General features: G+C 70.9%; 20 protein-coding genes and 1 pseudogene. 5 read left to right on the forward strand and 16 right to left on the reverse strand.

Going from position 1 to position 24,026, the window contains the following annotated elements; genetic code table 11:
* Positions 1 to 7 precede the first annotated feature (7 nt).
* Positions 8 to 502: an NAD(P)H-dependent oxidoreductase subunit E gene (locus ACNYS0_RS09135; protein ID WP_422472163.1), complete on the reverse strand. Its 495-nt coding sequence runs from the start codon at positions 500 to 502 to the stop codon at positions 8 to 10.
* 135 nt (positions 503 to 637) lie between these two features.
* Entirely contained in the window at positions 638 to 1,351 is a 714-nt protein-coding gene (locus tag ACNYS0_RS09140) for an acyl-CoA dehydrogenase family protein (RefSeq protein WP_422472165.1), read from the reverse strand.
* A gap of 229 nt (positions 1,352 to 1,580) precedes the next feature.
* On the opposite strand from ACNYS0_RS09140, the gene ACNYS0_RS09145 reads away from it, so the two are divergent.
* On the forward strand, positions 1,581 to 2,273 hold the full coding sequence (locus tag ACNYS0_RS09145; RefSeq protein WP_422472167.1) for a GntR family transcriptional regulator: 693 nt from the start codon (positions 1,581 to 1,583) through the stop codon (positions 2,271 to 2,273).
* Positions 2,274 to 2,319: 46 nt separating this feature from the next.
* On the opposite strand, the gene ACNYS0_RS09150 is transcribed toward ACNYS0_RS09145, so the two are convergent.
* The 6 genes from ACNYS0_RS09150 to sucC form a co-directional block, all read right to left on the reverse strand.
* Entirely contained in the window at positions 2,320 to 2,817 is a 498-nt protein-coding gene (locus ACNYS0_RS09150; protein WP_422472169.1) for a beta-class carbonic anhydrase, read from the reverse strand.
* A 1-nt stretch (position 2,818) separates the two neighbouring features.
* Positions 2,819 to 4,048 carry a formyl-CoA transferase gene (gene frc, locus ACNYS0_RS09155; RefSeq protein WP_422472171.1) on the reverse strand — a complete coding sequence of 410 codons (1,230 nt, stop codon included), beginning with the start codon at positions 4,046 to 4,048 and terminating at the stop codon, positions 2,819 to 2,821.
* A gap of 139 nt (positions 4,049 to 4,187) precedes the next feature.
* Complete coding sequence (locus tag ACNYS0_RS09160; protein ID WP_422482536.1) at positions 4,188 to 4,862, reverse strand: GntR family transcriptional regulator; 675 nt, start codon at positions 4,860 to 4,862, stop codon at positions 4,188 to 4,190.
* 221 nt (positions 4,863 to 5,083) lie between these two features.
* On the reverse strand, positions 5,084 to 6,619 hold the full coding sequence (locus ACNYS0_RS09165) for an aldehyde dehydrogenase family protein (protein ID WP_422472173.1): 1,536 nt from the start codon (positions 6,617 to 6,619) through the stop codon (positions 5,084 to 5,086).
* Between the two features lie 158 nt (positions 6,620 to 6,777).
* A complete protein-coding gene (gene sucD / locus ACNYS0_RS09170; RefSeq protein WP_422472175.1) occupies positions 6,778 to 7,662 on the reverse strand; it encodes a succinate--CoA ligase subunit alpha in 885 nt (294 codons plus the stop codon).
* A gap of 11 nt (positions 7,663 to 7,673) precedes the next feature.
* Complete coding sequence (gene sucC / locus ACNYS0_RS09175) at positions 7,674 to 8,816, reverse strand: ADP-forming succinate--CoA ligase subunit beta (RefSeq protein ID WP_422472177.1); 1,143 nt, start codon at positions 8,814 to 8,816, stop codon at positions 7,674 to 7,676.
* A gap of 186 nt (positions 8,817 to 9,002) precedes the next feature.
* Between sucC and frc (ACNYS0_RS09180) the strand changes: the two genes are divergently transcribed.
* The 4 genes from frc (ACNYS0_RS09180) to ACNYS0_RS09195 all read left to right on the forward strand — a co-directional run bounded on the left by frc (ACNYS0_RS09180) (position 9,003) and on the right by ACNYS0_RS09195 (position 15,273).
* Positions 9,003 to 10,232: a formyl-CoA transferase gene (gene frc / locus ACNYS0_RS09180; protein ID WP_422472179.1), complete on the forward strand. Its 1,230-nt coding sequence runs from the start codon at positions 9,003 to 9,005 to the stop codon at positions 10,230 to 10,232.
* A gap of 3 nt (positions 10,233 to 10,235) precedes the next feature.
* The gene (locus ACNYS0_RS09185; RefSeq protein WP_422472181.1) at positions 10,236 to 12,389 is read left to right on the forward strand and encodes an acetate--CoA ligase family protein; all 2,154 of its coding nucleotides are present in this window, start codon (positions 10,236 to 10,238) and stop codon (positions 12,387 to 12,389) included.
* Between the two features lie 123 nt (positions 12,390 to 12,512).
* Entirely contained in the window at positions 12,513 to 13,898 is a 1,386-nt protein-coding gene (locus tag ACNYS0_RS09190) for an OFA family MFS transporter (RefSeq protein WP_422472182.1), read from the forward strand.
* Position 13,899: 1 nt separating this feature from the next.
* On the forward strand, positions 13,900 to 15,273 hold the full coding sequence (locus ACNYS0_RS09195) for an OFA family MFS transporter (RefSeq protein ID WP_422472184.1): 1,374 nt from the start codon (positions 13,900 to 13,902) through the stop codon (positions 15,271 to 15,273).
* Positions 15,274 to 15,345: 72 nt separating this feature from the next.
* Here the strand turns inward: ACNYS0_RS09195 and ACNYS0_RS09200 are convergent, their stop codons facing one another.
* The 8 genes and pseudogenes from ACNYS0_RS09200 to ACNYS0_RS09235 form a co-directional block, all read right to left on the reverse strand.
* Positions 15,346 to 16,518, reverse strand: coding sequence for a sugar phosphate isomerase/epimerase family protein (locus tag ACNYS0_RS09200; RefSeq protein ID WP_422472186.1), 1,173 nt, complete (start codon positions 16,516 to 16,518; stop codon positions 15,346 to 15,348).
* Between the two features lie 83 nt (positions 16,519 to 16,601).
* A pseudogene (locus ACNYS0_RS09205) lies at positions 16,602 to 17,996 on the reverse strand (alkaline phosphatase family protein); the annotation flags it as partial.
* Positions 17,997 to 18,091: 95 nt separating this feature from the next.
* Positions 18,092 to 19,270, reverse strand: coding sequence for a metabolite traffic protein EboE (eboE, locus tag ACNYS0_RS09210; RefSeq protein ID WP_422472188.1), 1,179 nt, complete (start codon positions 19,268 to 19,270; stop codon positions 18,092 to 18,094).
* 3 nt (positions 19,271 to 19,273) lie between these two features.
* Complete coding sequence (locus tag ACNYS0_RS09215; protein WP_422472190.1) at positions 19,274 to 20,125, reverse strand: TatD family hydrolase; 852 nt, start codon at positions 20,123 to 20,125, stop codon at positions 19,274 to 19,276.
* The gene (locus ACNYS0_RS09220; RefSeq protein WP_422472191.1) at positions 20,125 to 20,805 is read right to left on the reverse strand and encodes an EboA domain-containing protein; all 681 of its coding nucleotides are present in this window, start codon (positions 20,803 to 20,805) and stop codon (positions 20,125 to 20,127) included. Before ACNYS0_RS09220 ends, ACNYS0_RS09215 begins: the two co-directional genes overlap by 1 nt.
* Positions 20,802 to 21,692, reverse strand: coding sequence for a sugar phosphate isomerase/epimerase family protein (locus tag ACNYS0_RS09225; RefSeq protein ID WP_422472193.1), 891 nt, complete (start codon positions 21,690 to 21,692; stop codon positions 20,802 to 20,804). The genes ACNYS0_RS09220 and ACNYS0_RS09225 overlap by 4 nt, the downstream gene beginning before the upstream one ends.
* Positions 21,689 to 22,732 carry an SCO3242 family prenyltransferase gene (locus ACNYS0_RS09230; protein WP_422472195.1) on the reverse strand — a complete coding sequence of 348 codons (1,044 nt, stop codon included), beginning with the start codon at positions 22,730 to 22,732 and terminating at the stop codon, positions 21,689 to 21,691. Before ACNYS0_RS09230 ends, ACNYS0_RS09225 begins: the two co-directional genes overlap by 4 nt.
* Positions 22,729 to 23,892, reverse strand: a complete 1,164-nt coding sequence (locus ACNYS0_RS09235; protein WP_422472197.1) for an inositol-3-phosphate synthase — start codon at positions 23,890 to 23,892, stop codon at positions 22,729 to 22,731. The genes ACNYS0_RS09230 and ACNYS0_RS09235 overlap by 4 nt, the downstream gene beginning before the upstream one ends.
* Positions 23,893 to 24,026: the final 134 nt, after the last annotated feature.

The raw sequence follows: 24,026 nt of genomic DNA on the forward strand, positions 1-24,026 counted from the left end.
TCACCTCTCACACCGCCCCGTTGAGGATCGCGCCGAGCCGGGCCGGGGTCACGCGCCCGTACAGCCGCCCGTTCGCCTCGACCGTGGGGCCGAGTGCGCAGTTGCCGAGGCAGAAGACCTGCTCGACGGTGACACGGCCGTCGGCGCTCGTGTCGCCGAGCTCCAGGCCCGACTCCCGTAGGTGCTTCAGCAGGCCCTCGGCGCCCTGGGCCTGGCACGCCTCGGCGCGGCAGATGCGGACGGTGGAGCGGCCCGCAGGCTCGCGGCGGAAGTCGTGGTAGAAGGTCACCACGCCGTGCACATCGGCCCGCGAGAGGTTGAACTCGTCGGCGAGGACGGGGATCGCCTCCTGCGGTACGCACCCCAACTCGGCCTGCACGGCGTGGAGTACGGGCAGCAGTGCGCCGCGCTCGCCGCGGTGCGCGGCCGCCGCCCTCCTGACCACGCTCTCGACCGACACGTCCGTCCCGCTGGTCGTCATGATCGCTCCGCCTTCCGTCATGCGGGCCTCCGGCGCGGGTGCAGGAGAACCCCGGCACTACCCCATACAGACTTCTGTATACAGAAGCCCGGTGTAAAGGAGCGGGACGAAATCGAGCGGAGTCGATCGGCCGACTTCCGTACACCGGGCCGGTGTTCACGAGGCCACGAGCACGGGCTCCTGGTCGGTGGCGGAGCCCAGTTCGGCCAGCCACGGCAGCGCGATGTCCCGTACCAGCCGCTCGCCGTCCCCGTCCTGTCCGAGCAGGGCGGAGGCGGGTACGCGCACGGGGTCGGCGCAGACCGTCGAGGTCGCGCTGCCGCTCGGTCCCGGGCCGGTCGCCCGTGCCGGCACGTACAGGTCCGGGGCGTGCGCCGGAACCAGCCACAGGCTCCGGCCTCCCGGCCCGGCCTCGGACGCCCCGCTCGACCAGAGGTAGCTGTCGGCCTCGCCCGCGGCGACCACATGGCGCTTGCGGCCGCGCAGGGTCACGACGTCGCCGGTGCGGCACGCCGGGGCTTCCGGCCCGTCCCCCTCCAGGGCGAGCGAGCACAACTGGCGCCCGGCGGCGATCTCGGCGCGCACCCAGGCGCCGCCGTGCGCCTCGATCACGGCGACCGCCGCGTAGTGCGAGCGCAGTACGGCCGCGGCGGCCGGGCAGACCCGCGCGACGCGTGCCACGACATCGACGGCCTCGGCCAACCCCCGCCCACCGCCGCCGAGTTCGGGGGCGACGGTGAGGCCGAGGAGGCCGGCGCGGCCGAGCTCGGTGACACCGGACCGGGGGAATCTTCCTTGCGTGCGGGCCGGTTCGCCACCGGATGCGACGGCGCCGGTCAGGACGTGGGTGAGTGCGGTGCGGTACGACACGGGGCGACCCCCTCGTCAGTGATATGTGAGCGGCCGCGATGCGGCGCAGTAATTGCATACAGTATTCCGACACCCTCCCGGAGGACCAGAGGTGTGCGCGGCAAATTTGCGGGCGGGGGTTCAACTCCCGTACAGGCGAGCCGAGTTACAAACTGTCTATTGCATACTAAAGTCAGTATCCCCGCGCCTCTGACGTCGCGTCAGAGGACGAACAAGGGAGGGCTCAGCCATGCCCGAGCTACCAGCCGTGGCCATCCGCGGCCCGATCAGCCGACCCGTCCCGCTGCGGCAGGCCGTGCACGACACCCTGGTCGAAATGATCATCAATGGCACGCTGCGCCCTGGCCAGCACCTCGTCGAGGCCGACCTCGCCGCGCACCTGGGGGTCAGCCGGCAGCCGGTGCGCGAGGCGCTGCAACGTCTCCAGACCTCCGGCTGGGTCGACCTGCGCCCCGCCCAGGGCGCGTTCGTGCACTCCCCCACCGTCGAGGAATGCGCCCAACTGCTGGGCGTGCGCGCCGTGCTGGAGACCTACTCGGCGCGCGGCGCGGCCCAGCACGCGACGGCGGAGGACGTCGCACGCCTGTGGGAGTTGCAGCAGGCGGGCCTCGACGCGCTCGCCGCCCAGGACGCACGGGCCATCGTCGAGGCGAACGCCGCGCTGCACGCGCACATCACCACGCTGTCCCGCAACGCGGTGCTCGGCGAGCTGATCCCCCAGGTCGACCAGCGGGTGCGCTGGTACTACACCCCCATCGCCAAGCCCCGCGGCAACGACGCCTGGAACGAGCACGCCCTGATCATCAAGGCGATCGCGGCGGGCGACCCCGACCGCGCCGAGGCGCTGATGCGGCGGCACACACAGAACACCACCGACTTCTACTGCGCACAGATCGAGGCCGCGGCCGGCCTGGGCGGCTGACGCACCGGGCCGGCCACGGCGGTCCGGGCCGAAAGGACGGGCGGGGCTACGCGGTGATCTCCCGCAGCAGCCCCGTCCGCACGTCGAAGACGAAGCCGCGCACGTCGTCGGTGTGCGGCAGGAACGGCGACGTGCGGACCTTCCGCAGGGACTGGCGCACATCCTGGTCGACGTCGGTGAAGCCCTCCACCGCCCAGGTCGGCCGCTGACCGACCTCGCGTTCCAGCTCGTGCCGGAACTCCTCGGTCAGGGACTGGAGCCCGCAGCCGGTGTGGTGGATCAGCACCACGCTGCGGGTGCCCAGCGCCCGCTGGCTGATGGCCAGCGAGCGGATGGTGTCGTCGGTGACCACACCGCCCGCGTTGCGGACGGTGTGGCAGTCGCCGAGTTCAAGGCCGAGCGCCGCGTGCAGGTCGATCCTGGCGTCCATGCAGGCGACGACGGCCACTTCCAGGACCGGGCGGGCGTCCATGCCGGGATCGCTGAACGCGGCGGCGTACCGTCCGTTCGCCTCGACGAGGCGATCGACCACGGTGCCGTCCATCTCAGATGACACCCTGCTCGGCGAGCTGCGCCAACTCGGCCGGATCCAGGCCGAGTTCGTCGGCGTAGATGGCGGTGTTGTGCTCGCCGAGGAGCGGGGAGCCGGAGATGGTGGTCGGAGAGTCGGAGAGCTTGAGCGGGTTGCCGACCGTCGTGTACGAGCCGCGTCCGGGATGCGGCACTTCGACGACCATGTCGTTGGCGACCAGCGACTCGTCCTCGATGATCTCCTTGGTGGAGAGGATCGGGCCGCAGGGGATGTTGTGGGCGTTGAGCCGGTCCAGGACCTCCCACTTGGGGAGCGTCGAGGACCACTCCTCGATCAGCTGGAACATCTTGCCCAGCTTCGGAAGGCGCGCCTCCGGCGTCGACCACTCCGGGTCGTCCGCCATCTCCGGGCGGCCTATCAACTCGGCGATCGGCTTCCAGCCGACGGGCTGGACGATGACGTAGACGTAGTCGTTGGGCCCGCCGGGCGCGCACTTGACGGCCCAGCCGGGCTGCCCGCCGCCGGAGGCGTTGCCGGAGCGCGGGACCTCGTCGCCGAAGTCCTCGTTCGGGTACTCGGCCAACGGGCCGTGCGCGAGGCGCTGTTGGTCGCGCAGCTTCACCCGGCACAGGTTCAGCACCGCGTGCTGCATCGCCACGTTCACGCGCTGGCCGCGCCCGGTGTTCTCGCGCTGGAACAGCGCGGCCAGGATGCCGGCGACCGTGTGGATCCCGGTCCCCGAGTCGCCGATCTGCGCGCCCGTGGCCGTCGGCGGCCCGTCCTCGAACCCGGTGGTGGCCATCGAGCCGCCCATGGCCTGGGCGACCACCTCGTAGGCCTTGAAGTTGGTGTACGGGCCCTCACCGAAACCCTTGATCGAGGCGTAGATGATGCGCGGGTTGATCTCCTGGATGCGGTCCCAGGTGAAACCCATCCGGTCCACCGCACCCGGGCCGAAGTTCTCCACCATGACGTCCGAGCGGCGGATCAGCTCCGTGAGGATCTCCTTGCCGCGCTCGCTCTTGGTGTTGAGGGTGATGCTCCGCTTGTTGGAGTTGAGCATCGTGAAGTAGAGGGAGTCGACGTCCGGGATGTCACGCAGTTGCTTGCGTGTGATGTCACCGGTCGGCGCCTCCAGTTTGACGACGTCCGCACCCAGCCACGCCAGCAACTGGGTCGCGGACGGGCCCGACTGAACGTGCGTCATATCGAGGACACGCACGCCCTCAAGAGCCTTGGTCATGATCGACACCCCACCTCTCGCTTACGCGTCAGGAGTTGGAAGAGCGGCACATATCAATGTTCATACAGTATCCGTCGACTGTATGCAATCCTCAGTGGCAGTACTCCCCTGCCTCACCCCTTCTCGGCGGCGCGGTCCGCTACCGCGCGCGCTGGTGGTACGACGTGCGCGTGTGCTCGGTGTGCGCGCGCATGACCTCCGCCGCCCGGACCTCGTCACGGTCCGCGAGCGCCGCGATCAGCTCGCGGTGCTCCGCCCAGGACTGGTGGCCGCGCTGCCGCGCCACCGGCGTGTAGTACCAGCGGACCCGGCGGTCGACCTGCGCGGCAAGCTCCGCGAGGACCTCGTTGGCCGCCAACTCCATCACGGTGCCGTGCAGTTGGGCATTGAACGCGACCGCCGCCTCCACGTCGTCCGCCGCGACCGCCCGCTCCCCCGCCTCGCACAGCTCCTCCAGCGCGGCCACGGCGACCGCGTCGGCCTTCCCCGCGGCGAGCCGGACCGCCTCGGTCTCCAGAAGCTGGCGGACCTTCAGGAGCTGGTCCGCCTCGTCCTCGGTCGGCTCGTGCACGAACGCGCCCTGCGCCGGCCGCAGATCGACCCACCCCTCGGTGCTGAGCCGCTGCAACGCCTCTCGTACGGGCTGCCTCGACACCCCGAGCTGCGCGGCGAGTTCGGTCTCCACGAGGTGGGCGCCCGGCGGCAGGGTCCGGTTGATGATGAGTTCGAGGAGAGCGCCGTAGACCCGCTCACGCAGCGGTCCCGGCCGGTCCAGCTTGGGCACGGCACCTTGCGGCAGTCCTGCGGTCGGCAACATCGGGGCCCCTTCCGTCCTGCGTCCACGGCGTCTCAACCCACGCTTCGCGCATGGGGATTGTCGTAGTTCTTGCCGAGGGCAATCCCAGCCTGTACACAATATCCCGTCGACACATCGTGTGCGCGGGGCGGGCGAGAACTCGCCCCGCGGCACGGCGGCGGGGTTCACGTGCGGCGGGGAGCGCCCCCTGCGCCGCGCGGGACCCCGCCGCAGCTGTGTCAGGGCATCAGCTGGTACTCGGGGAAGTTGCCCGGCAACCGCTCCCCCGACGGCCCTTCGGTCACCGCGCGGACCAGGAGTTCTCCGCCCACGAAGGCGCCGCGCCACGACGCCCCGAACCCGCCGAACAGCTCGTCCCGGTCGCCGCGCGAACGCGGCTTGCCGTGGCCGACCTTGAACGCGCGGATCTGCGGCGCGAGACGCTCGTACGTCGCCTCGTCGTCGGTGGACAGGGTGGCGACAAGGGCCCCGTTGGACGCGTTCATCGCCGCGAGGAGTTCCGCCTCGGTGTCGACGAGCACGATGGTGTCGACCGGGCCGAACGGCTCGGCGTGGTGCAGCGGCGAGGACGGCGGCGGGCCGAGCAGGGTCACCGGATGCACGTACGCGCCGGTGTCCTGGCCGGGCAGGAACAGCGCCGGGTCGGCCGCGGCGCGGTGCAACGGGACGGCCCCGCGGTCGATGGCCTCCGCGACCTGGTCGTGCAGCTCCTTGGCCTTCGCCGCGTTGATGAGCGGCCCGAAGTCGAGCGCCGGGTACGGGTCGTCGGGGTGCTCGACGGCCAGCGGGTGGCCGACGCGCAGGGTGCGTACGGCGGGCAGGTAGGCGGCGAGGAACTCGTCGAAGGCCTCGCGCTGCACGACGAACCGCGGGTAGGCGGTGCAGCGCTGCTTCCCGTAGTCGAAGAGCTTGGGGAGGACGGCCGTGAGCTTGTCCCAGTCCGTGAAGTTCCAGATGCCCCAGGTGTTGAGCCCCTCCTGCTCCAGGATGTGCCGCTTGCCGAGGTCGGCGACGTCGGTGGCGACCGCCGCGCCCGTGTCCCGGCCGCCGACGAAGGACACGCAGCCGATCTCCGGCGCCCGCACGAGCGCCTCGGAGAGCTGACTGCCGCTGCCGCTGACGAGCGTGACCGGGATGCCCTCGCGGGCGGCGAGCGCGCAGGCCAGGGTGAGACACGAGACACCGCCGTCGGTCGGTGTCTTGGCGATGACCGCGTTGCCGGCCAGCGCCTGGACCAGCATGGCGTGCACGAGCACGCTCATCGGGTAGTTCCAGCTCGCGATGTTCGACACGGGTCCGGACAGGGGCGTGCGCTCGCCGAGGATGTCGTCGATGCCGTCGACGTACCAGCGCACGCCGTCGATGGCGCGGTCCACATCGGCCTGCGCGAGCCGCCACGGCTTGCCGATCTCCCAGACCAGGAGCAGGGCGAGCAGTTCACGGTGCTCGGTGAGGGCGTCGAGGGTGGCGGCGACGCGGGCGCGCCGCTCGGGCAGCGGGATGTGCCGCCAGGCGCGGTGCTGGTCGAGACAGGCGCGCACGGCCTGGTGGGCGGTGTCGGCGTCGAGGCGCGGCGGGCCCGCGATGGGGCCGGCGTCGACGGGGCTGGTGGCGGGCAGGGCGCGGCCGTCGGCCTGCCAGGCGCCGTTCCACAGGTTCAGGACGCGGTCGTCGCGGAAGGCCTCGGGGGCGACGGCGAGGCAGCGCTGCCAGGCGTCGGCCCAGGAGGTACCGGACTTGAGGGTGATTGCCATGGTGTTTGGTCTCCGCTCACGGTGCACAGTCGGGGCGGGGTACTTGATGGCTGGTGGTGCTGTACGGCTGGTGGTGCTGTGGACGGGAGGTGCCCGGCGGGCACCTCCCGTATGCCAAGTTCCTTGCAGAGATGGCCAGTTGGCGCCTATGAGAAGCGTCACTGCCCGTCGGCGAGGCGGTCCAGGACGAGCCGCGCGGTCTCCGTCGGCGTGGCGCCGACGCGGACGCCGACCGCTTCGAGTGCGGCCTTCTTGGCCTCCGCCGTTCCCGAGGAGCCGGAGACGATGGCGCCGGCGTGGCCCATCGTCTTGCCCTCGGGCGCGGTGAATCCGGCGATGTAGCCGACGACGGGCTTGGTGACGTGTTTTTGGAGATGAACAGCGGCGCGTTCCTCGGCGTCGCCGCCGATCTCCCCGATGAGGACGATGAGTTCGGTCTCGGGGTCGGCCTCGAACGCTTCGAGGCAGTCGATGTGCGTGGTGCCGATGACGGGGTCGCCGCCGATGCCCACACAGGTGGAGAAGCCGATGTCCCGCAGCTCGTACATGAGTTGGTAGGTGAGGGTGCCGGACTTGGAGACGAGGCCGATGCGGCCCGGCTTGGTGATGTCGGCCGGGATGATGCCCGCGTTCGAGGCGCCGGGCGAGATGAGGCCCGGGCAGTTGGGGCCGATGACGCGGGTCCCCTGCTGCTTCGCGTACGCCTGGAAGGCGACGGCGTCGTGCACGGGGATGCCCTCCGTGATGACGACCGCAAGGGGGATGCCCGCGTCGGCCGCCTCGATCACGGCGTCCTTGGCGAAGGCGGGCGGCACGAAGACGACGGTGACGTCGGCTCCGGTGGCCGCCATGCCCTCGGCGACGCTGCCGAAGACCGGGACCTCGCGGCCGTCGATCTCGACGCGGCTTCCGGCCTTGCGGGGGTTGACGCCGCCGACGATGTTCGTGCCCGCCTGAAGCATGCGGCGGGTGTGCTTCATGCCCTCGGCGCCGGTCATGCCCTGGACGAGGACCTTGCTCTCCTGGGTCAGGTAGATGGCCATGTCCCGTCTCCTTAAAGGGGATTGGCGGTGAGGGCGAGTTCGGCGGCCTGGCGTGCGGCGCCGTCCATGGTGGTGGCCTGGGCGACCATCGGGTGCGCGCGTTCTTCGAGGATGGCCCGGCCGCGCGCCGCGTTGTTGCCGTCGAGGCGGACGACGAGCGGTTTGGTCAGCTGGACGTGCTCCAGGGCCTGGACGATGCCGTCGGCGACCGCGTCGCAGGCGGTGATGCCGCCGAAGACGTTGACGAAGACGGACTTCACGGCCGGGTCGGAGAGGATGACGTCGAGCCCGTCCGCCATGATCTGGGCGGAGGCGCCGCCGCCGATGTCGAGGAAGTTGGCGGGTTTCGCGCCGCAGCCCGCGACCACGTCGAGGGTGGACATGACGAGCCCGGCGCCGTTGCCGATGATGCCGACCTCGCCGTCGAGCTTCACGTAGTTGAGTCCCTTGGCCGCCGCCTGCGCCTCCAGGGGCTCGTCGTGCGCGGATTCCGGGCTCTCGCCCCAACGGGCGTTGCGGAAGCGGGCGTTGTCGTCGAGGGTCACCTTTCCGTCGAGCGCGAGGATTTGGCCCTGCGCGGTGCGCACGAGCGGGTTCACCTCGACGAGCAGCGCGTCCTCGCGACTGAGGACGTCCCACAGGCGCACGAGGACGTCGACGGTCTGCGGCGGCAGCCCCGCCGCCTCGGCGATCCGTCCCGCGACGGCGGAGGTGACACCGACGGCCGGGTCGATGGGGATCCGGGCCACGGCCTCGGGCCGGGTGGCGGCGACCTCCTCGATGTCCATGCCGCCCTCGGCGGAGGCGATGGCGAGGAAGGTGCCGGCCGCGCGGTCGAGGACGTAGGAGACGTAGAACTCGGCTTCGATGTCGACGGGTTGGGCCAGCATGACCCTTCGTACGGTGTGGCCCTTGATGTCCATGCCGAGGATCTGGCGCGCCGTCAGCTCGGCGGCGGCCGGGTCGGCGGCGAGCTTGACGCCGCCCGCCTTGCCGCGACCGCCCGTCTTGACCTGTGCCTTGACGACGACGCGGCCGCCGAGCCGGCGCGCGAACTCGCGGGCCTCCTTGGCGGATTCGGTGACCTCGGCCCGCGGAACGGGGATGCCGTGCTCCGCGAACAGGTCCCTCGCCTGGTGTTCGTACAGGTCCATTTGCGGCTCCTGTCTGGGTTCCTGCTTCAGCCCTTGATTCGGCTACGGAAAGGAAAAGTGCTGCACGCCCCCTGGACACCATCCGCGCAATGCGGGATACCAGTTTTCATACAGTATTCGGCGACTGTATGCAATGTACGAGCCGACGGTGGACCGACCGTGGACCAGTAGCGAGGTGAGTCGTTCGTGACCAAGGCACTCGAGGGTGTGCGCGTCCTGGACATGACCCATGTTCAGTCAGGCCCATCCGCCACGCAGATGCTGGCGTGGCTGGGTGCGGACGTCGTCAAACTGGAGGCGCCGACCGGTGACATCACACGCAAGCAACTGCGTGACATCCCGGACGTCGACTCCCTCTACTTCACGATGCTCAACTGCAACAAGCGGAGCATCACCCTGAACACCAAGACGGAGCGCGGCAAGGAGCTGCTGACCGAACTGATCCGCCGCTCGGACGTCATGGTGGAGAACTTCGGTCCGGGTGCGGTGGACCGGATGGGTTTCACCTGGGACCGCATCCAGGAGATCAACCCGCGCATCATCTACGCCTCGATCAAGGGTTTCGGTGAGGGCCCGTACACCAACTTCAAGGCCTACGAGGTGGTCGCCCAGGCCATGGGCGGCTCGATGGCCACCACCGGGTTCGAGGACGGGCCGCCGACGGCCACGGGCGCGCAGATCGGTGACTCGGGGACCGGGATCCACACGGTCGCCGGCATCCTGGCCGCGCTGTTCCAGCGCGAGAACACCGGGCGCGGCCAGCGCGTGAACGTGGCGATGCAGCACGCGGTGCTGAACCTGTGCCGGGTGAAGCTGCGCGACCAACAGCGCCTCGCGCACGGCCCGTTGGCCGAGTACCCGAACGAGGACTTCGGCGACGAGGTCCCCCGCTCCGGCAACGCCTCCGGCGGCGGGCAGCCCGGCTGGGCCGTCAAGTGCGCGCCCGGCGGGCCCAACGACTACGTCTACGTCATCGTCCAGCCCGTCGGCTGGAAGCCGATCACCGAACTGATCGGGCGGCCCGAACTCGCCGAGGACGCCGACTGGGCCACGCCCGAGGCGCGCCTTCCCAAGCTGGGCAAGATGTTCCAGCTGATCGAGGAGTGGTCCTCGACGCTCCCCAAGTGGGAGGTCCTGGACCGGCTCAACGCCCACAACATCCCCTGCGGCCCGATCCTCTCCACCAAGGAGATCATCGAGGACGAGTCGCTGGTCGCCAACGACATGGTCGTCGAAGTGCCGCATCCCGGACGCGGCTCCTTCAAGACCGTCGGTTCCCCTCTCAAGCTCTCCGACTCCCCCGTCGACGTCACCTCCTCCCCGCTGCTCGGCGAGCACAACGCGGAGGTCTTCATCGGTGAACTCGGCCTCGGGGACGAAGAGTTGCGTCTGCTCAAGTCGAACGGAGTGATCTGATTGATGGCCGAGGAACGTGAGCTCAAGGTACGGGCGCTGCTCGATGCCGTACGGGCCGAGGGACGTACGGCGCTCACCGCGCCCGAGGGAAAGGTGATCGCCGACGCGTACGGGATCGCCGTCCCCGGCGAGGAGCTCGCGACCGATGCCGACCAGGCGGTGGCGGCCGCGGCCCGCTTCGGCGGACCCGTGGTGCTCAAGATCGTCTCCCCCGACATCCTGCACAAGACCGACGCCGGCGGCGTCGTCGTAGGGGTGGACGGCGAGGCCGCCGTACGGGAGGCCTACCAGCGGATCGTCGACAACGCGCGAGCGTACGACGCCGATGCCCGCATCACCGGTATCCAGGTCCAGGAACTGCTGCCCACCGGGCCCGACGCCCAGGAGGTCATCGTCGGGTCCGTCACCGACCCGACCTTCGGCAAGGTCGTCGCCTTCGGGCTCGGCGGCGTCCTGGTCGAGGTGCTCAAGGACGTCACCTTCCGGCTCGCGCCGGTGTCGGCGGACGAGTCCCTCGACATGCTCGACTCGATCAAGGCCGCGGAGGTGCTGCGTGGCGTGCGCGGCGCCAAGGGCGTCGACCGGGAGGCGCTGGCCGAGCAGATCCGCCGGGTGTCCCAACTGGTCACCGAGTTCCCGGAGATAGCCGAGGTCGACCTCAACCCGGTGATCGCGACGCCCAAGGGCGCGCTCGCCGCCGACATCCGCGTCATCCTCGCCGAGGGCGAGCAGAAGCAGCGGCGCACCTACAGCCGCGAGGAGATCCTCACCTCGATGCGGCGGCTGATGCAGCCGTCCTCCATCACCGTGATCGGCGCCTCGAACGAGCAGGGCAAGATCGGCAACTCGGTGATGCGCAACCTCATCGACGGCGGCTTCTCCGGCGAGATACACCCGGTGAACCCGAAGTCCGACGACATCCTGGGCCGCAAGGCGTACAAGAGCGTCACGGACGTGCCCGGCGACGTGGACGTGGCGGTCTTCGCGATCCCCGCGAAGTTCGTGGCATCGGCCCTGGAGGAGGTCGGCCGCAAGGGCATTCCCAACGCGGTCCTCATCCCCTCCGGATTCGCCGAGACCGGCGAGCACGAGCTCCAGGAGGAGATCGTCGCCATCGCCGAGCGCTACGGCACCCGCCTGCTCGGCCCGAACATCTACGGCTACTACTCGACGTGGCAGGACCTGTGCGCCACGTTCTGCACGCCGTACGACGTGAAGGGCGGCGTCGCGCTGACCTCGCAGTCCGGTGGCATCGGCATGGCCATCCTGGGCTTCGCCCGCACCACGAAGACGGGTGTCTCGGCGATCGTCGGGCTCGGCAACAAGTCGGACCTCGACGAGGACGACCTGCTCACCTGGTTCGGCGAGGACCCCAACACCGACTGCATCGCGATGCACCTGGAGGACCTCAAGGACGGGCGGGCCTTCGTGCAGGCCGCGCGCGAGACCGTGCCGAAGAAGCCGGTCGTCGTCCTCAAGGCGGGACGTACGGCGGCGGGCGCCAAGGCGGCCGGTTCGCACACGGGCGCGCTCGCGGGCGACGACGCCGTGTACGACGACATCCTCAAGCAGGCCGGTGTCATCCGGGCGCCGGGCCTGAACGACATGCTGGAGTACGCGCGGGCGCTGCCGGTGCTGCCGACACCCCAGGGCGACAACGTCGTGATCATCACGGGGGCCGGCGGCTCGGGTGTGCTGCTCTCGGACGCCGTGATGGACAACGGGCTCGAACTGATGGAGATCCCGGCCGACCTGGACGCGGCCTTCCGGAAGTTCATCCCGCCGTTCGGCGCCGCGGGCAACCCCGTCGACATCACGGGCGGCGAGCCCCCGTCGACGTACGAGGCGACGATCCGGCTCGGCCTTGAGGACCCGCGGATCCATTCGCTGGTGCTCGGCTACTGGCACACCATCGTCACCCCGCCCATGGTGTTCGCGGAGGTGACGGCGCGCGTCGTCCAGGAGTTCCGGGAGCGCGGCATCGAGAAGCCCGTGGTGGCCTCGCTGGCCGGCGACGTCGAGGTCGAGGAGGCGTGCCAGTACCTCTTCGACCGGGGTGTCGTCGCGTATCCGTACACGACCGAGAAGCCCGTCGCGGTGCTCGGCGCGAAGTACAAGTGGGCCCGTGCGGCAGGGAAGTTGGGGGGCGGTCGATGACGTAGCCGACCGGCGGGTCCGGCCGGCGGTGCGCGCCGGCCGGGCCCAGGCCCCGTGCGCACACGAAAGAAATTTGGACAGGGGGCGCTGCCCAGATCTTTCGACGCAAGGGAAACGATCGACATGACAACAACCGATCTGCCGAGTTCCGTCCCCTACAGGGAGGTGACGGACGCCAACGGCCGGATGTACCGGGTTGGCGAGAGCGACATCGACATCATGGGTCGCGGACGCAAGTGGATGGTCATCCTGCCCTGGGTGGGCATGATGGGCATCTCGTCCGCGGAGTACGCGTTCGCGTCCGCCGAGGACACCCTGCACACCGCGCACCATTGGAACAGCGGACACATCTTCTGGATGATGACCGTCTGGGTGTTCTTCCAGGCGGCCGTGGCCATGCCCGCGGGCAGGCTCAGGGAGAGCGGCAAACTGCCGGCCCGCTGGGCCATGATGCTCGGCGCCGTGGGCACCTTCCTCGGCTATCTGTCGCTGGCCTTCGCACCGCACGTCATCGTCGCCTACATCGGCTTCAGTGTCTTCAGCGGTATGGGCGCCGGCATGGTGTACGCGACCTGCGTCAACATGGTCGGCAAGTGGTATCCGGAGCGCAGGGGCGGCAAGACCGGATTCGTCAACGGCGGCTTCGCCTACGGGTCCGTGCCGTTCGTGTTCCTGTTCACCGGGTTCATGGACCTGACCAACTTCCGCTGGGTGCTGGTCTCGGTGGGTGTCTTCCTCGCCGCGATGGTCGCCGTCGCGGGCTCCTTCTTCAAGGACCCGCCGAAGAACTGGTGGCCGGCGAACATCGACCCGCTCAACCCTCCGGAGGACCCGCGGGCCCGCCGGTCGCTGGAGAAGAACCCGCCGGCCGTCAAGCAGTACACCCCCATGGAGGCATGGAAGACGGGCCGGGTCGCGCTGATGTGGTTCTGCCTGGCCTGTACGTCGGGTGTGAACATCTTCGGCATCGCCTTCCAGGTCGACATCGGCAAGGAAGCGGGCTTCGCGGGCGGGATCGTGGCCACCGCGATGTCACTCAAGGCGGTCGTCAACGGCACCGGTCGCGGTGTCATCGGCTGGCTGTCCGACCGGTACGGCCGCAAGCAGTGTCTCCTTGCGGTCTGCGTCATCCTGGGCCTGGCCCAGTTCGGCATCATCTGGTCGGCCTCGGAGCAGATCCTCGCGATGTTCCTGATCTTCTCCGCGATCTCCGGTTTCGGCGGCGGTGCGATCTTCCCGATGTTCGCGGCCCTGACCGCGGACTACTTCGGTGAGAACAACAACGCCACCAACTACGGCATGGTCTACAGCTCCAAGCTCGTCTCGGGGCTCGGCGCGGGCATGGGGTCCGTCGTCGTCGGCGCCTGGGGACACTCCGGGGCCTTCATCCTGGCCGGCTGCATCTCGTTCTTCGCCGGCTTCGTGGCTCTCTTCCTGTCCCCTCCCGGTAGGCCCAAGAAGCGTGGGATCCACCCCAACCCACACCCCCTTGGTGAGGAGATGGCTTGATATGACGGCGGAACCTGTCTCCGCTAGCAATACGGCACCGGCTACGGGGAGCCGGTACCGAGAAATCACCGACGAGCACGGCCGGATCTATCGCGTGGGCGAGACCGACCGGGACATCCTCGGCCACTCCCGCAAGTTCATGGTGTATCTGCCATGGGCCGCGATGATGGCCATCAGTGTCTTCGAGTACGCCTACGGGTCTGCCGAGGACACACTGTCCTCCGCGCACGGCTGGACGCAGTCCAACACCTTCTGGATCCTGAGTGTCTGGGTGTTCTTCCAGGCAGGTGTGGCGTTCCCGGCCGGCTGGCTGCGGGAGAAGGGCATCATGCCGGCCCGGCGCGCCATGTACGTGGGCGCCTTCATGTGCCTGTTCGGCTTCCTGGCCCTGTCGCACCTGCACAACGTGTGGCTGGCCATCCTCGGATTCGGCGTGATCGGCGGGCTCGGCTCCGGTTTCGTGTACGCGACCTGCATCAACATGGTCGGCAAGTGGTACCCCGAACGCAAAGGCGGCAGGACAGGTTTCGTCAACGGAGGCTTCGCCTACGGCTCGCTTCCGTTCATCTTCATCTTCAACTACGCCTTCGACACCTCGAACTACCACCGGGTGCTCGACATGATCGGCGCCTACGTGCTGGTCGTGGTGCTGGTGTGCGCGTTCTTCTTCCGGGACCCGCCGAAGAACTGGTGGCCCTCGGAGGTCGACCCGCTCGCCAAGTCGGGCAAGAGCGGGGCGGCTCTCGCCAAGAACCCTCCCGCGGTACGGCAGTTCACCCCCATGGAGGCCATCAAGACAGGCCAGCTGCCGCTGATGTGGCTGAGCCTGGTCCTGACGGCCGGTGTGTCGATCTTCGGCATCTCCTTCCAGGTCGACTTCGCGAAGGAGGTCGGCTTCGGTCCACTGGTCGCCGCCTCGTCGATGGGTGTCATGGCGGTCATCAACGGTGTCGGCCGTGCCGTGGTCGGCTGGATGTCGGACCTGTGGGGCCGCAAGGCGAGCCTGATCCTCGTGATCGTCGTCCTGGGCCTCGCCCAGTTCGGCATCATCTGGGCGGGAGACATGCACAGCGAATGGCTGTTCCTGGTCTTCGCGTTCCTCTCCGGCTTCGGTGGCGGCGCGTTCTACCCGATGTTCGCGGCGCTGACCCCGGACTACTTCGGGGAGAACTACAACGCCACCAACTACGGCCTGGTGTACAGCGGCAAGCTCATCAGCGGCCTGTTCGGCGGCGGTCTCGGCTCGATGGTGGTCGGCGCCTGGGGCTACAACGGGGCGTACGCCCTGGCCGGCGGGATCTCCATGCTGGCGGCGCTCGTGGCCCTGCTGCTGCGGCAGCCGGGGCGGAACGAGAAGGCGGTGTCGTTGACATGATCACATAAAGCGCGTCGGCAACAGTTGAGTGGGGCCCGGCCTGATGGCCGGGCCCCACTCATGCCGTGTGCGCTACTTGCGAAGTGCGGCCAGGTTGTCGTAGCCGATCCGCGCGTGGGTCAGGGACTGGCCGGGGACGGTGGCGCTGGGCGCGTTGTCCTGTTCGACCATGGGGTTGTGGTAGTTGCGGGCACCGACCCGCTTGAAGAACGTCCGGTAGTCGATGACACCTTCGCCGAAGGGCACCATGTCGTAGCCCATGCCGTTGGTGTCGTTGCGGGTGCCGTCCTTCGCGTGGAAGAGCGGGTAGCGCGCGTTGTGGGCGACGACGAGGGCGGCCGGGTCGAAGACGTTCTCGCGCGTGGAGCCGTCGTGCGCGGTGTAGGTGTGGAACTTGTACTGGGCCACGTGCGCCCAGAAGATGTCCATCTCCAGCCACACCGACTTCGGGTCGCTGATCCGCAGGAAGTACTCCAGCTTGCGGATGCCGGAGCTACGGGTGGGCCTGCCCTGGTCGTCGAGCGGCCCGCCGTCGATGAGGAAGCCGTACGCCGCGTCGTGGTTGTGCGTGTAGAGCTTGAGGCCCGCGCGGTCCGCGATCCGCCCCAGCGCGTTCCACTTGTCGGCGGCGACGTCCCAGTCCGCCTTGTACGAGCTGCCGGTGGGGTCGCCGCCGGTGCCCATGTGATCCATGCCGAGGATGTTCGCGATCTCCAGGTGCTTCTTGAACTGGTCGGTGTCGGCCTGCGTGAGCGGCCAGGACGACGGGATGAAGCCGTGGTTGCCCTGGGCGCGCAGGCCGTACTCGTCGAGCCACGAGCGCAGCAGTTTCGCGCCGGCGACGGACTCCAGGTTCGCGCCGCCGGGCGCGTTGGCGTGCTGGCCGTAACCGGCGAACTCGACCTGCTTGTAGCCGTAGCGGGCCAGCTCCTTGAACACCTCCCGGAAACCGGAGGGCAGGTCGGTGGTGAGCGGGTCGCGGCCGATCGCGTCCCGCACGGTGTAGAGGATGATGCCGCGCTTGTCGGCGGGGACGAGGCGGGTGCCGAGGCCGCCGCCGGCCGCCGCGGCGGGCTGGGCGAGGGCGGGGGCCGCGCCGAACACGGGTGCGGCGATGGCGGCGCCGGCGGCCGCGGTGCAGGTGCTGAGGAAGCGGCGGCGGTCGATGCCGAGGCGGGATCTGAGGGCCTCGTCGGGGCCTGCTGCCGCGTCGGCGGCGGAAGCGGTGCGGTCGAGTTCGGTCATGGTGTCTTCCTTCGATCCGGTGATTCCGGGCTCAGGGCCCGGGCGTTGTCAGTGGCGTGTGCTTCACTCTCTGTAACTGCCCCTCCTGCCAGTTCGAGGAGCAGGGCTTTCACTTCGGTGGCCGCGACGCGGCCTGAGAACGCGTGGGGGGTGGAGCAGAGGATGAGCGGACCTTCTTCGTCGCTCGCCGGGAGCCGGCCGTGGCTGCCGCGAATGGGCGAGGCGTCCAGAGGGACGACCGCCATGCGGTAGCGCATGCCGAGCTTCTTGCGGGCGAGGGCGGTGGCCGCCTTGACCTTCACATAGGGGTCGAGGGGGTCCATGAAGAGTTCGACCGGGTCGTAGCCGGGTTTGCGGTGGATCTCGACGAGCCGCGCGAAGTCGGGCGCGTGGGCGTCGTCGAGCCAGTAGTAGTACGTGAACCAGGCGTCGGCCTCGGCGATGGCGACGAGTTCTCCGGAGCGCGGGTGGTCGAGCTGGTGCGCCTTCTTGCCCTCGTCGTCGAGGAGTTGCTCGATGCCGGGCAGTCCGTCGAGCGCGGCGCGGGCGGTGTCGAGGTCCTCGGGGCGGCGTACGTAGATGTGGGCGATCTGGTGGTCCGCGACGGCGAAGGCGCGGGAGGCCATCGGGTCGAGGTACTCCATGCCGTCCTGCGTGTGCACCTCGAGGAGTCCGGCGCGGCGCAGCGCCCGGTTGATGTGGACGGGGCGGTCGGCGCGGGTGATGCCGTACTCGGACAGGGCGACGACGGTGCGGCCTTCGGCGCGGGCGTCGTCCAGGAGCGGGGCGAGGGCGGCGTCGAGGTCGGCGGCCGCCCGGTGGGAGCGCGGGTCGTCGGGGCCGTAGCGCTGCAGGTCGTAGTCGAGGTGCGGGAGGTAGCTCAGGATCAGGTCGGGGTGGCGGGTGGCCAGGACATGGCGGGTGGCGTCGATGATCCACCGGCTGGAGACGAGGTCGGCGCCCGGGCCCCAGAAGTGGAACAGGGGGAACGTGCCGAGCTTGTCGGTGAGTTCGTCGTGCAGGTCCGGAGGCCGGGTGTAGCAGTCGGGTTCCTTGCGGCCGTCGGCGTAGTAGACGGGGCGGGGGGTGACGGTGATGTCGGTGTCGGCGCCCATGGCGTACCACCAGCAGATATTGGCGACCGTGTAGCCGGGGTGGGTGCGGCGGGCGGCGTCCCAGAGTTTGTCGCCCGCGACGAGGCCGTTGTGCTGCCGCCACAGCAGTACGTCGCCGAGTTCGCGGAAGTACCAGCCGTTGCCGACGATGCCGTGCTCGGCGGGCATCGTGCCGGTCAGGAAGGTGGACTGGGCGGCGCAGGTGACGGCGGGCAGCACGGTGCCGAGCGGGGCGCGGGACCCGGACCTGGCGAGGTCCTTGAGGTGCGGCATGTGTGCGAGCAGACGGGGGGTGAGGCCGACGATGTCGAGAACGAGGAGGGGGGTGACAGGCATATCCGCCCCCTCCGGCTTACCGGGCATATCAAGCCCCTGCGGCGATTGAGCAGCGGGGTCCGGGGCGGAGCCCCGTGGCATGGGAGCGGCGCCGCCCCAGGCATCGGACGAACCACCGGAGGTCATGGCAACTCCTTGAGGCCGAGGTGGGTCAACAGATCGCGCGCCAAGGAGAGTTCCGCGGCGATGCCGTCGGCGAGCTGCTGGCGGCCGCGCGGGCGCAGGGCCGGCGGCAGCGCCTGCCACGTGTAGGTCTCGACCTCCAGGTGGCGGGTGAGCGGACGCGCACCGCCGACGAGGCGGGTCAGCGTGTCCTTGAGGACATCGAGCGTGGAGGTGAGGGGCGCGGCGGGGGCCGCGTGCAGGGGGACGTGGAAGTGGGCGCGCCAGGGCACGCCCTGCGGCAGTCCCTGTCCGTCGGCCGCCAGGGCTTCGCCGAGGTCGTCGACGCCGTGCAGGGTGCCGTCGGCGTGGGCGCGGGTCTGGTGCAGGAAGCGGGGTTCGTCGAACGCGGCGAGCGCGGCGCGGACTTCGGGCAGACGGGGGTGTTCGGCATGGAGGGCGGCGGAGAGCTGTGCCTTCACGACGGGGATGCGGGCGGCGGCGAGGGCGTCGAGCGCGGCGCCGGGTTGTTCGAAGGAGGTGGCGAGGTGGCAGGTGTCCAGGCACAGACCGACGCGGTCGGTGCGGGCGATGTCGGTGAGGGGACCGATGGCGTCGCCGGTGGTCTCGACGGTGCAGCCGGGTTCGGGTTCCAGGCCGATCCGGATGGAGCGGCCGGTCAGCTCCTCGATGGTGTCGAGCCGTTCGGCGAGGGTGCGCAGGGCGGCGCGGGCCTGTTCGGCGCGGTGCGGGTCGTGGGCGGTGCGCCAGGCGAGCGGCAGGGTGGAGACGGTGCCTTCGGTGGCGTCGGAAGGCAGCAGGGTGGAGAGCAGTCGGGCCAGGTCGACGGTGTGCTCGAGGCGCTCCTCGTCGGCCCAGTCCGGTTTGTAGACGCGGTACTTGACCTCGGCGGCGCCGAAGCCCTCGTAGGGGAAGCCGTTGAGGGTGACGACCTCGAGGCCGCGCCGGTCGAGTTCGGCGCGCAGTCCGCGCAGCGCGGTGGGGTCGGTGACCAGGGCGCGGGCGGCGTTCCTTGCGAGCCACAGGCCGATGCCGAGGCGGTCCCTGCCGAGGCGTTTGCGCACGGGTTCGCAGTGGTCGCGCAGTTGGGCGAGGACGCCGTCGAGGGTCTCGGCGGGGTGCACGTTGGTGCAGTACGCGAGGTGGACGGTGGAGCCGTCGGGGTGCCGGAAGCGCATGGGTCACTCACCGCCGCGCAGGATCGAGTTGCCTTCGTGGGTGGCGGGTTCCGTCGCCGGGACGTCGAGGTTCAGGCGGCCGCTGAGTCCGTAGAACGCGACGGGGTTGCGCCACAGCACGCGGTCGACGTCGTCGTCGGTGAAGCCGGAGGCGAGCATGGCGTCGGCGACCTGGCGGGTCTTGAGCGGGTCGCTGTTGCCCCAGTCGGCCGCGGAGTTGACGAGGACCTTCTCCGGGCCGTGGGCGCGCAGGATCTCCACCATCCGCGCTTCGTCCATCTTGGTGTCCGGGTAGACGGAGAAGCCGAGCCAGGCGCCGGAGTCCTTGGCCTCCTTGACGGTGGTCTCGTTGAGGTGGTCGATCAGGACGCGCTCGACGGGCAGTGCGGACTCGCGGACGACGTCGAGGGTGCGGCGCAGTCCGGCGAGCTTGTCGCGGTGCGGGGTGTGCACGAGGGCGGGGAGCTCGTGGTCGGCGGCCAGTTGCAGCTGGGCGGCGAGCGCGGTGTCCTCGGCGGTGGTCATGGAGTCGTAGCCGATCTCGCCGACGGCGACGACGTTGTCCTTCACGAGGTAGCGGGGCAGCGCGCCCAGGACGGGGGTGCAGCGCGGGTCGTTCGCCTCCTTGGGGTTGAGGGCGATCGTGCAGTGGTGGGCGATGCCGTACTGGGCGGCGCGGAAGGGCTCCCAGCCCAGGAGGGAGTCGAAGTAGTCGTAGAAGGAGGCGGGCGAGGTGCGGGGCTGGCCGAGCCAGAAGGCCGGCTCGACCAGGGCCCGCACCCCGGCGGCGTGCATCGCCTTGTAGTCGTCGGTGGTGCGGGAGGTCATGTGGATGTGGGGGTCGAAGAGGCGCATCAGGACTCCTTGCCGTGGGGATCGGCCCGGCCGTCCGTCGGGGGCTCGGGCGCGGTGAGGGCCAGGACGCGGTGCAGGTCGTCGGGGACGGGGCGGCCCGCGGCGGTGCGTTCCTCGGCGAAGTCGCCGAGCATGCGGGCGAGTTCGTTGTCGCCGCGGGCGCGGTCGGCGAGCCGTGCGACGGCGGCCACCGGCACCCCGGTGAACAGGCACTTGAGGACGGCGTGCCGCCATGCGTGGGCGGGCAGGTGGGCGGCGGCGTACGGCCCGACGGCGGCGGCCACGAGGCGGGTGTCGTTGGCGCGCAGGGCGTCCTCGACGAGGGGGCGGGCGTCGGGGCCGGGGACGAGGTGGGGCAGGGCGATCAGTACGGCGCGGCGTTCGGCGGCGGTGCCCTGGGTGTACAGCGCGGTGAGGGTGGCGGTGTCGGCGCGGGCGGCGTGCAGCAGCAGGAGCCGGGCGGCGTCCGCGCGCTCGTCGCCGACGCGGCGTCCCGCTGCGGCGAACGTCAACTGCCAGGCGGGGATGCGGTCTTCCGGCGGCTCGCGGTCGGGCCGTGCGCCCGCTTCGGCGAGGGCCGCGTGCAGCCAGGCGCGGGCGGCGTCGTCCAGCGCGGCGTCGAGGCGGACGCGGACGGTGCCGAGGGCCGGGAGGGCGCCTGTACCGGGTCCGTACGTCATGGTGTGCCTCCTCGCGGCGCGGCGGGCCGCGCCATGTTGCGCAGGAAGTCGATCGACCGGGCGGCCAGTTGGGGCCCCGCGTGGGAGTGGCGGGGCAGTTCGACGACGGCCAGGCCGCGGTAACCGGTGGCGGCGAGGGCGTCGAGCACGGGCGGGAAGTCGATCTCCCCTTCCCCGAAGGGCAGATGCTCGTGGACACCCCGGCGCATGTCCTCGATCTGGACGTGCCGCAGCCAGGGAGCCGCCGCGCGGACGCAGTCGGCGGGAGGCAGTGGTTCCAGGCACTGGCAGTGCCCGATGTCGAGGGTCAGGCCGAGCCCTTCGGGACTGCCCAGGTCGCGACGCAGCCGGTGGAAATCGGCGAGCGTGCCGAGGAGATGCCCGGGTTCGGGCTCGATGGCGAGGGGGACACCGGCGGCCTCGGCGGCTTCCAGTACGGGGGTGAGCGCTGCGGCGAGGCTCTTCCACGCACTGTCCGGATCGGTGTTGTCGGGGGTGCTGCCGCTGAAGCAGTGCACCGCGTGGGCGCCCAGGTCGGCGGCGACCTGGACGGCGCGGACGAGCAGTTGGACACGGGCGGCCCGGGCGTCGGGGTCCGGGTCGAGGAGGGAGGGGCCGTGTTTGCGACGCGGGTCGAGAACGTAGCGGGCGCCGGTCTCCACGGTGGCCGTGAGCCGGTGCCGGTCCAGGGCGCGGGCCACCTCGCGGGTGCGCGCCACCAGGTCCGGGGCGAGCGGGTCGAGGTGCATGTGGTCGAGGGTGAGTCCGACGCCGTCGTAGCCGAGGTCGGCGAGGAGGCCGAGGGCGTCGGCGAGACGCAGGTCGGTGAGGCCGTTGGTGCCGTAGCCCCAGCGTGGTGGGGCCGGCTCGGCTCCGGCGGCGGTCATGTGACGCTCACCTTCTTCGCGAAGCGACGGGCCAGCGGGGCGAGGGCGAGGGTCGCCAGCGCGGTCACCGGGGCCCCGGATCGGGCGGCGAGCGCGGACTGCAACGGGACGAGCGCGCGGATACCGGCGCCGACAGCGCGTTGGGTGAGCGGGGGCGAGGGGTTGAGGACGGCGTGGAAGAGGGGGCGAAGGGCGGTGACGGCGTACGCGGCGGCGGGGACCGCGACGGTGATCGGGGCGGTACTCGTGGGCCGGCCCCGTCCGAAGCGAACCGGTGACACAGGGGCAGAACTCGCGAGCCTGCCCCCTCCGGAGCGAACCGGTGACGCGGGCGGGGCTCCCTTCGGAAGCGGCCGTCCCGTCCGCGGGGTGAGGAGCGTCGCGGCGATGGCGCCGCCTACGGCCAGTGCCTCCAGCGGGCCGACGCTCGACCCGCCCTGGGCCTCGGTACGGGAGACGGTGGTGACGGCGGTGGTGTGGACGGCGAGGGTGGCGGCGGCGGTGAGAGCCGGGGTCAGGGGGCCGAGGGGCCCCGCAGGGACGGCGGCCACGGCACGGGCCGCCGTCACGCCGCCACGCGCCCCCGCCGGGGCTGTCGCCGCCGCGCCCATCAGCAGGTCGAGGGCGCGGGCCGCGCCCATTGCTGCCGGGCCCGCCGCGGTGGACTTGAGGCGGAGGTCGTACGCCCACACCGTGGCGGCGAGGGCCGTGGCGACGGCGCCGGTCGTCCGGTTGGCCCGGTGGGCCAGGGCGAGGCCCGTCCCGGTCAGGGCTCCGGCCGCCGCCAGGGCGTGGGCCGGGCGGATGCGGCCCGAGGGCAGCGGGCGGTGCGGGCGGTCGCGGGCGTCCTCGTCCCGGTCGGCCCAGTCGTTGAGGGCCATGCCCGCCGCGTACAGGCTGGTGGAGGCGCCGATGGCCAGGAGGGTGCCGCGGGTGGGGCGGGAGCCCATGACCGCCGCTCCGGCCAAGGCGTCCCCGGGCACGGTGAACAGGGCGGGGAGCCGCAGGAGTTCGGCCCAGGCCCGGCGCTCCCCGCTCACGCCGCACCGTCCCGCAGCCGGTCCGCGAACGCGAGCAGGGCCTCGTACTGGTGGTCCAGATCGGAGGACGCCCCGGGGTCGGGATCCTTGAAGTAGAACCCCAACTCCGGTCGAGGGCCGGTCAGTCCGGACTCGGCGGCGCGCAGGAGGAGGCGGGCCAGGTCGAGGACGAGCGGCGCGGCGAGGGCCGAGTCGCATCCCTGCCACGTGGTCTGGAGGGTCATGCGCGCGCCGAGGAAACCGTCGAAGGCGATGTGGTCCCAGGCCGTCTTCCAGTCGCCGAGCGCGGGGACGTCGTCGATGTGGACCTCGCCCTGGGGGACGGTGCCGAGGGTGTCCGCGAGGACCCGCTCCTTGCCGGCGTTCTTCGCGGCGGCCGCGGCCGGATCGGCGAGCGCCGCCCCGTCGCCGCCGCCGAGGAGGTTGGTGCCGGACCAGGCGCGCACGTCGAGCGCGCGCCTGCGGAACATCGGGCCGAGCACGGACCGCAGCAGGGTCTGCCCGGTCTTGCCGTCGCGGCCCGCGAAGGGCACGCCAGCGGTGTGCGCCGCGTGCTGAAGAGAGGGGTGGTGGATTCCCGCGGAGGGGGTGAAGTTGATGTACGGGCAACCAGCGCGCAGGGCCGCCGCCGCGTACAGGGAGCTGGCCGGGAGGTCGTCGCCGCGTGGTGGCGCCTCGGTGGAGGCGACGTTGACGACGACGGCCCCGGCCAGGGCGTGGCGTCGTACGAAGGACTGGATGTCGGCGGTGAAGGCGGCGATCAGCTCCTCCTGGGGGCGGCCGTCGCCGGGCAGCGGCCCGCCGGGCCTGATCTCCCGGTCAGCGGCGGCGAGTTCGCCGTGCACCGCGTCCGGCAGGCCGTGCGGCAGCACTCCCCCGGCGGCGAGGTGTTCGGCGCGCTTGGGCAGCGGACAGTCGAGGGTGTCGTGGCCGCCGAAGACGAGGGAGGTCAGGGGCGGCAGGGGCACCGTGGTGAACGGCTCGGTCTCCGTGGCCATCCCGGAGGGCGGATGCAGCCCGGCACCGAGGGCGGCGCACCCCGCGATCGCCGTGGTGGCGACGGACCCGCGGGCCCCGATCAGCCACACACCGAACCGCCCGCCCGAGGAGGACGGGGTGGACGAGGAGGACAGGGAAGAGGAAGGGGTTCCGGCGGGCATGGGCAGCCTCCTGGTCGAACGTGACGTCACGCGCAGAGCCGAAGACGCGTCCGGCGTCGATCGCGGCCTCGCGCGCCGAGCCGGTGCGCCCGGGGCCGCGACCGGCCCCGGGGCGTGCCCCGCCGCACCCGGCG

Origin of the sequence: Streptomyces anthophorae (genome assembly GCF_049310305.1) — a bacterium.
Taxonomy (GTDB): domain Bacteria; phylum Actinomycetota; class Actinomycetes; order Streptomycetales; family Streptomycetaceae; genus Streptomyces.

Bases quoted from the DNA above. Each gene is read 5' to 3' on its own strand.
- ACNYS0_RS09220 (WP_422472191.1), bottom strand. From the start codon at position 20,805: ATGACGTACGGACCCGGTACAGGCGCCCTCCCGGCCCTCGGCACCGTC.
- ACNYS0_RS09190 (WP_422472182.1), top strand. From the start codon at position 12,513: ATGACAACAACCGATCTGCCGAGTTCCGTCCCCTACAGGGAGGTGACG.
- ACNYS0_RS09185 (WP_422472181.1), top strand. From the start codon at position 10,236: ATGGCCGAGGAACGTGAGCTCAAGGTACGGGCGCTGCTCGATGCCGTA.
- sucC (WP_422472177.1), bottom strand. From the start codon at position 8,816: ATGGACCTGTACGAACACCAGGCGAGGGACCTGTTCGCGGAGCACGGC.
- eboE (WP_422472188.1), bottom strand. From the start codon at position 19,270: ATGCGCTTCCGGCACCCCGACGGCTCCACCGTCCACCTCGCGTACTGC.
- ACNYS0_RS09225 (WP_422472193.1), bottom strand. From the start codon at position 21,692: ATGACCGCCGCCGGAGCCGAGCCGGCCCCACCACGCTGGGGCTACGGC.
- ACNYS0_RS09145 (WP_422472167.1), top strand. From the start codon at position 1,581: ATGCCCGAGCTACCAGCCGTGGCCATCCGCGGCCCGATCAGCCGACCC.
- ACNYS0_RS09215 (WP_422472190.1), bottom strand. From the start codon at position 20,125: ATGCGCCTCTTCGACCCCCACATCCACATGACCTCCCGCACCACCGAC.
- ACNYS0_RS09150 (WP_422472169.1), bottom strand. From the start codon at position 2,817: ATGGACGGCACCGTGGTCGATCGCCTCGTCGAGGCGAACGGACGGTAC.
- ACNYS0_RS09135 (WP_422472163.1), bottom strand. From the start codon at position 502: ATGACGGAAGGCGGAGCGATCATGACGACCAGCGGGACGGACGTGTCG.
- ACNYS0_RS09195 (WP_422472184.1), top strand. From the start codon at position 13,900: ATGACGGCGGAACCTGTCTCCGCTAGCAATACGGCACCGGCTACGGGG.
- sucD (WP_422472175.1), bottom strand. From the start codon at position 7,662: ATGGCCATCTACCTGACCCAGGAGAGCAAGGTCCTCGTCCAGGGCATG.
- ACNYS0_RS09165 (WP_422472173.1), bottom strand. From the start codon at position 6,619: ATGGCAATCACCCTCAAGTCCGGTACCTCCTGGGCCGACGCCTGGCAG.
- ACNYS0_RS09235 (WP_422472197.1), bottom strand. From the start codon at position 23,892: ATGCCCGCCGGAACCCCTTCCTCTTCCCTGTCCTCCTCGTCCACCCCG.
- ACNYS0_RS09200 (WP_422472186.1), bottom strand. From the start codon at position 16,518: ATGACCGAACTCGACCGCACCGCTTCCGCCGCCGACGCGGCAGCAGGC.
- frc (WP_422472171.1), bottom strand. From the start codon at position 4,048: ATGACCAAGGCTCTTGAGGGCGTGCGTGTCCTCGATATGACGCACGTT.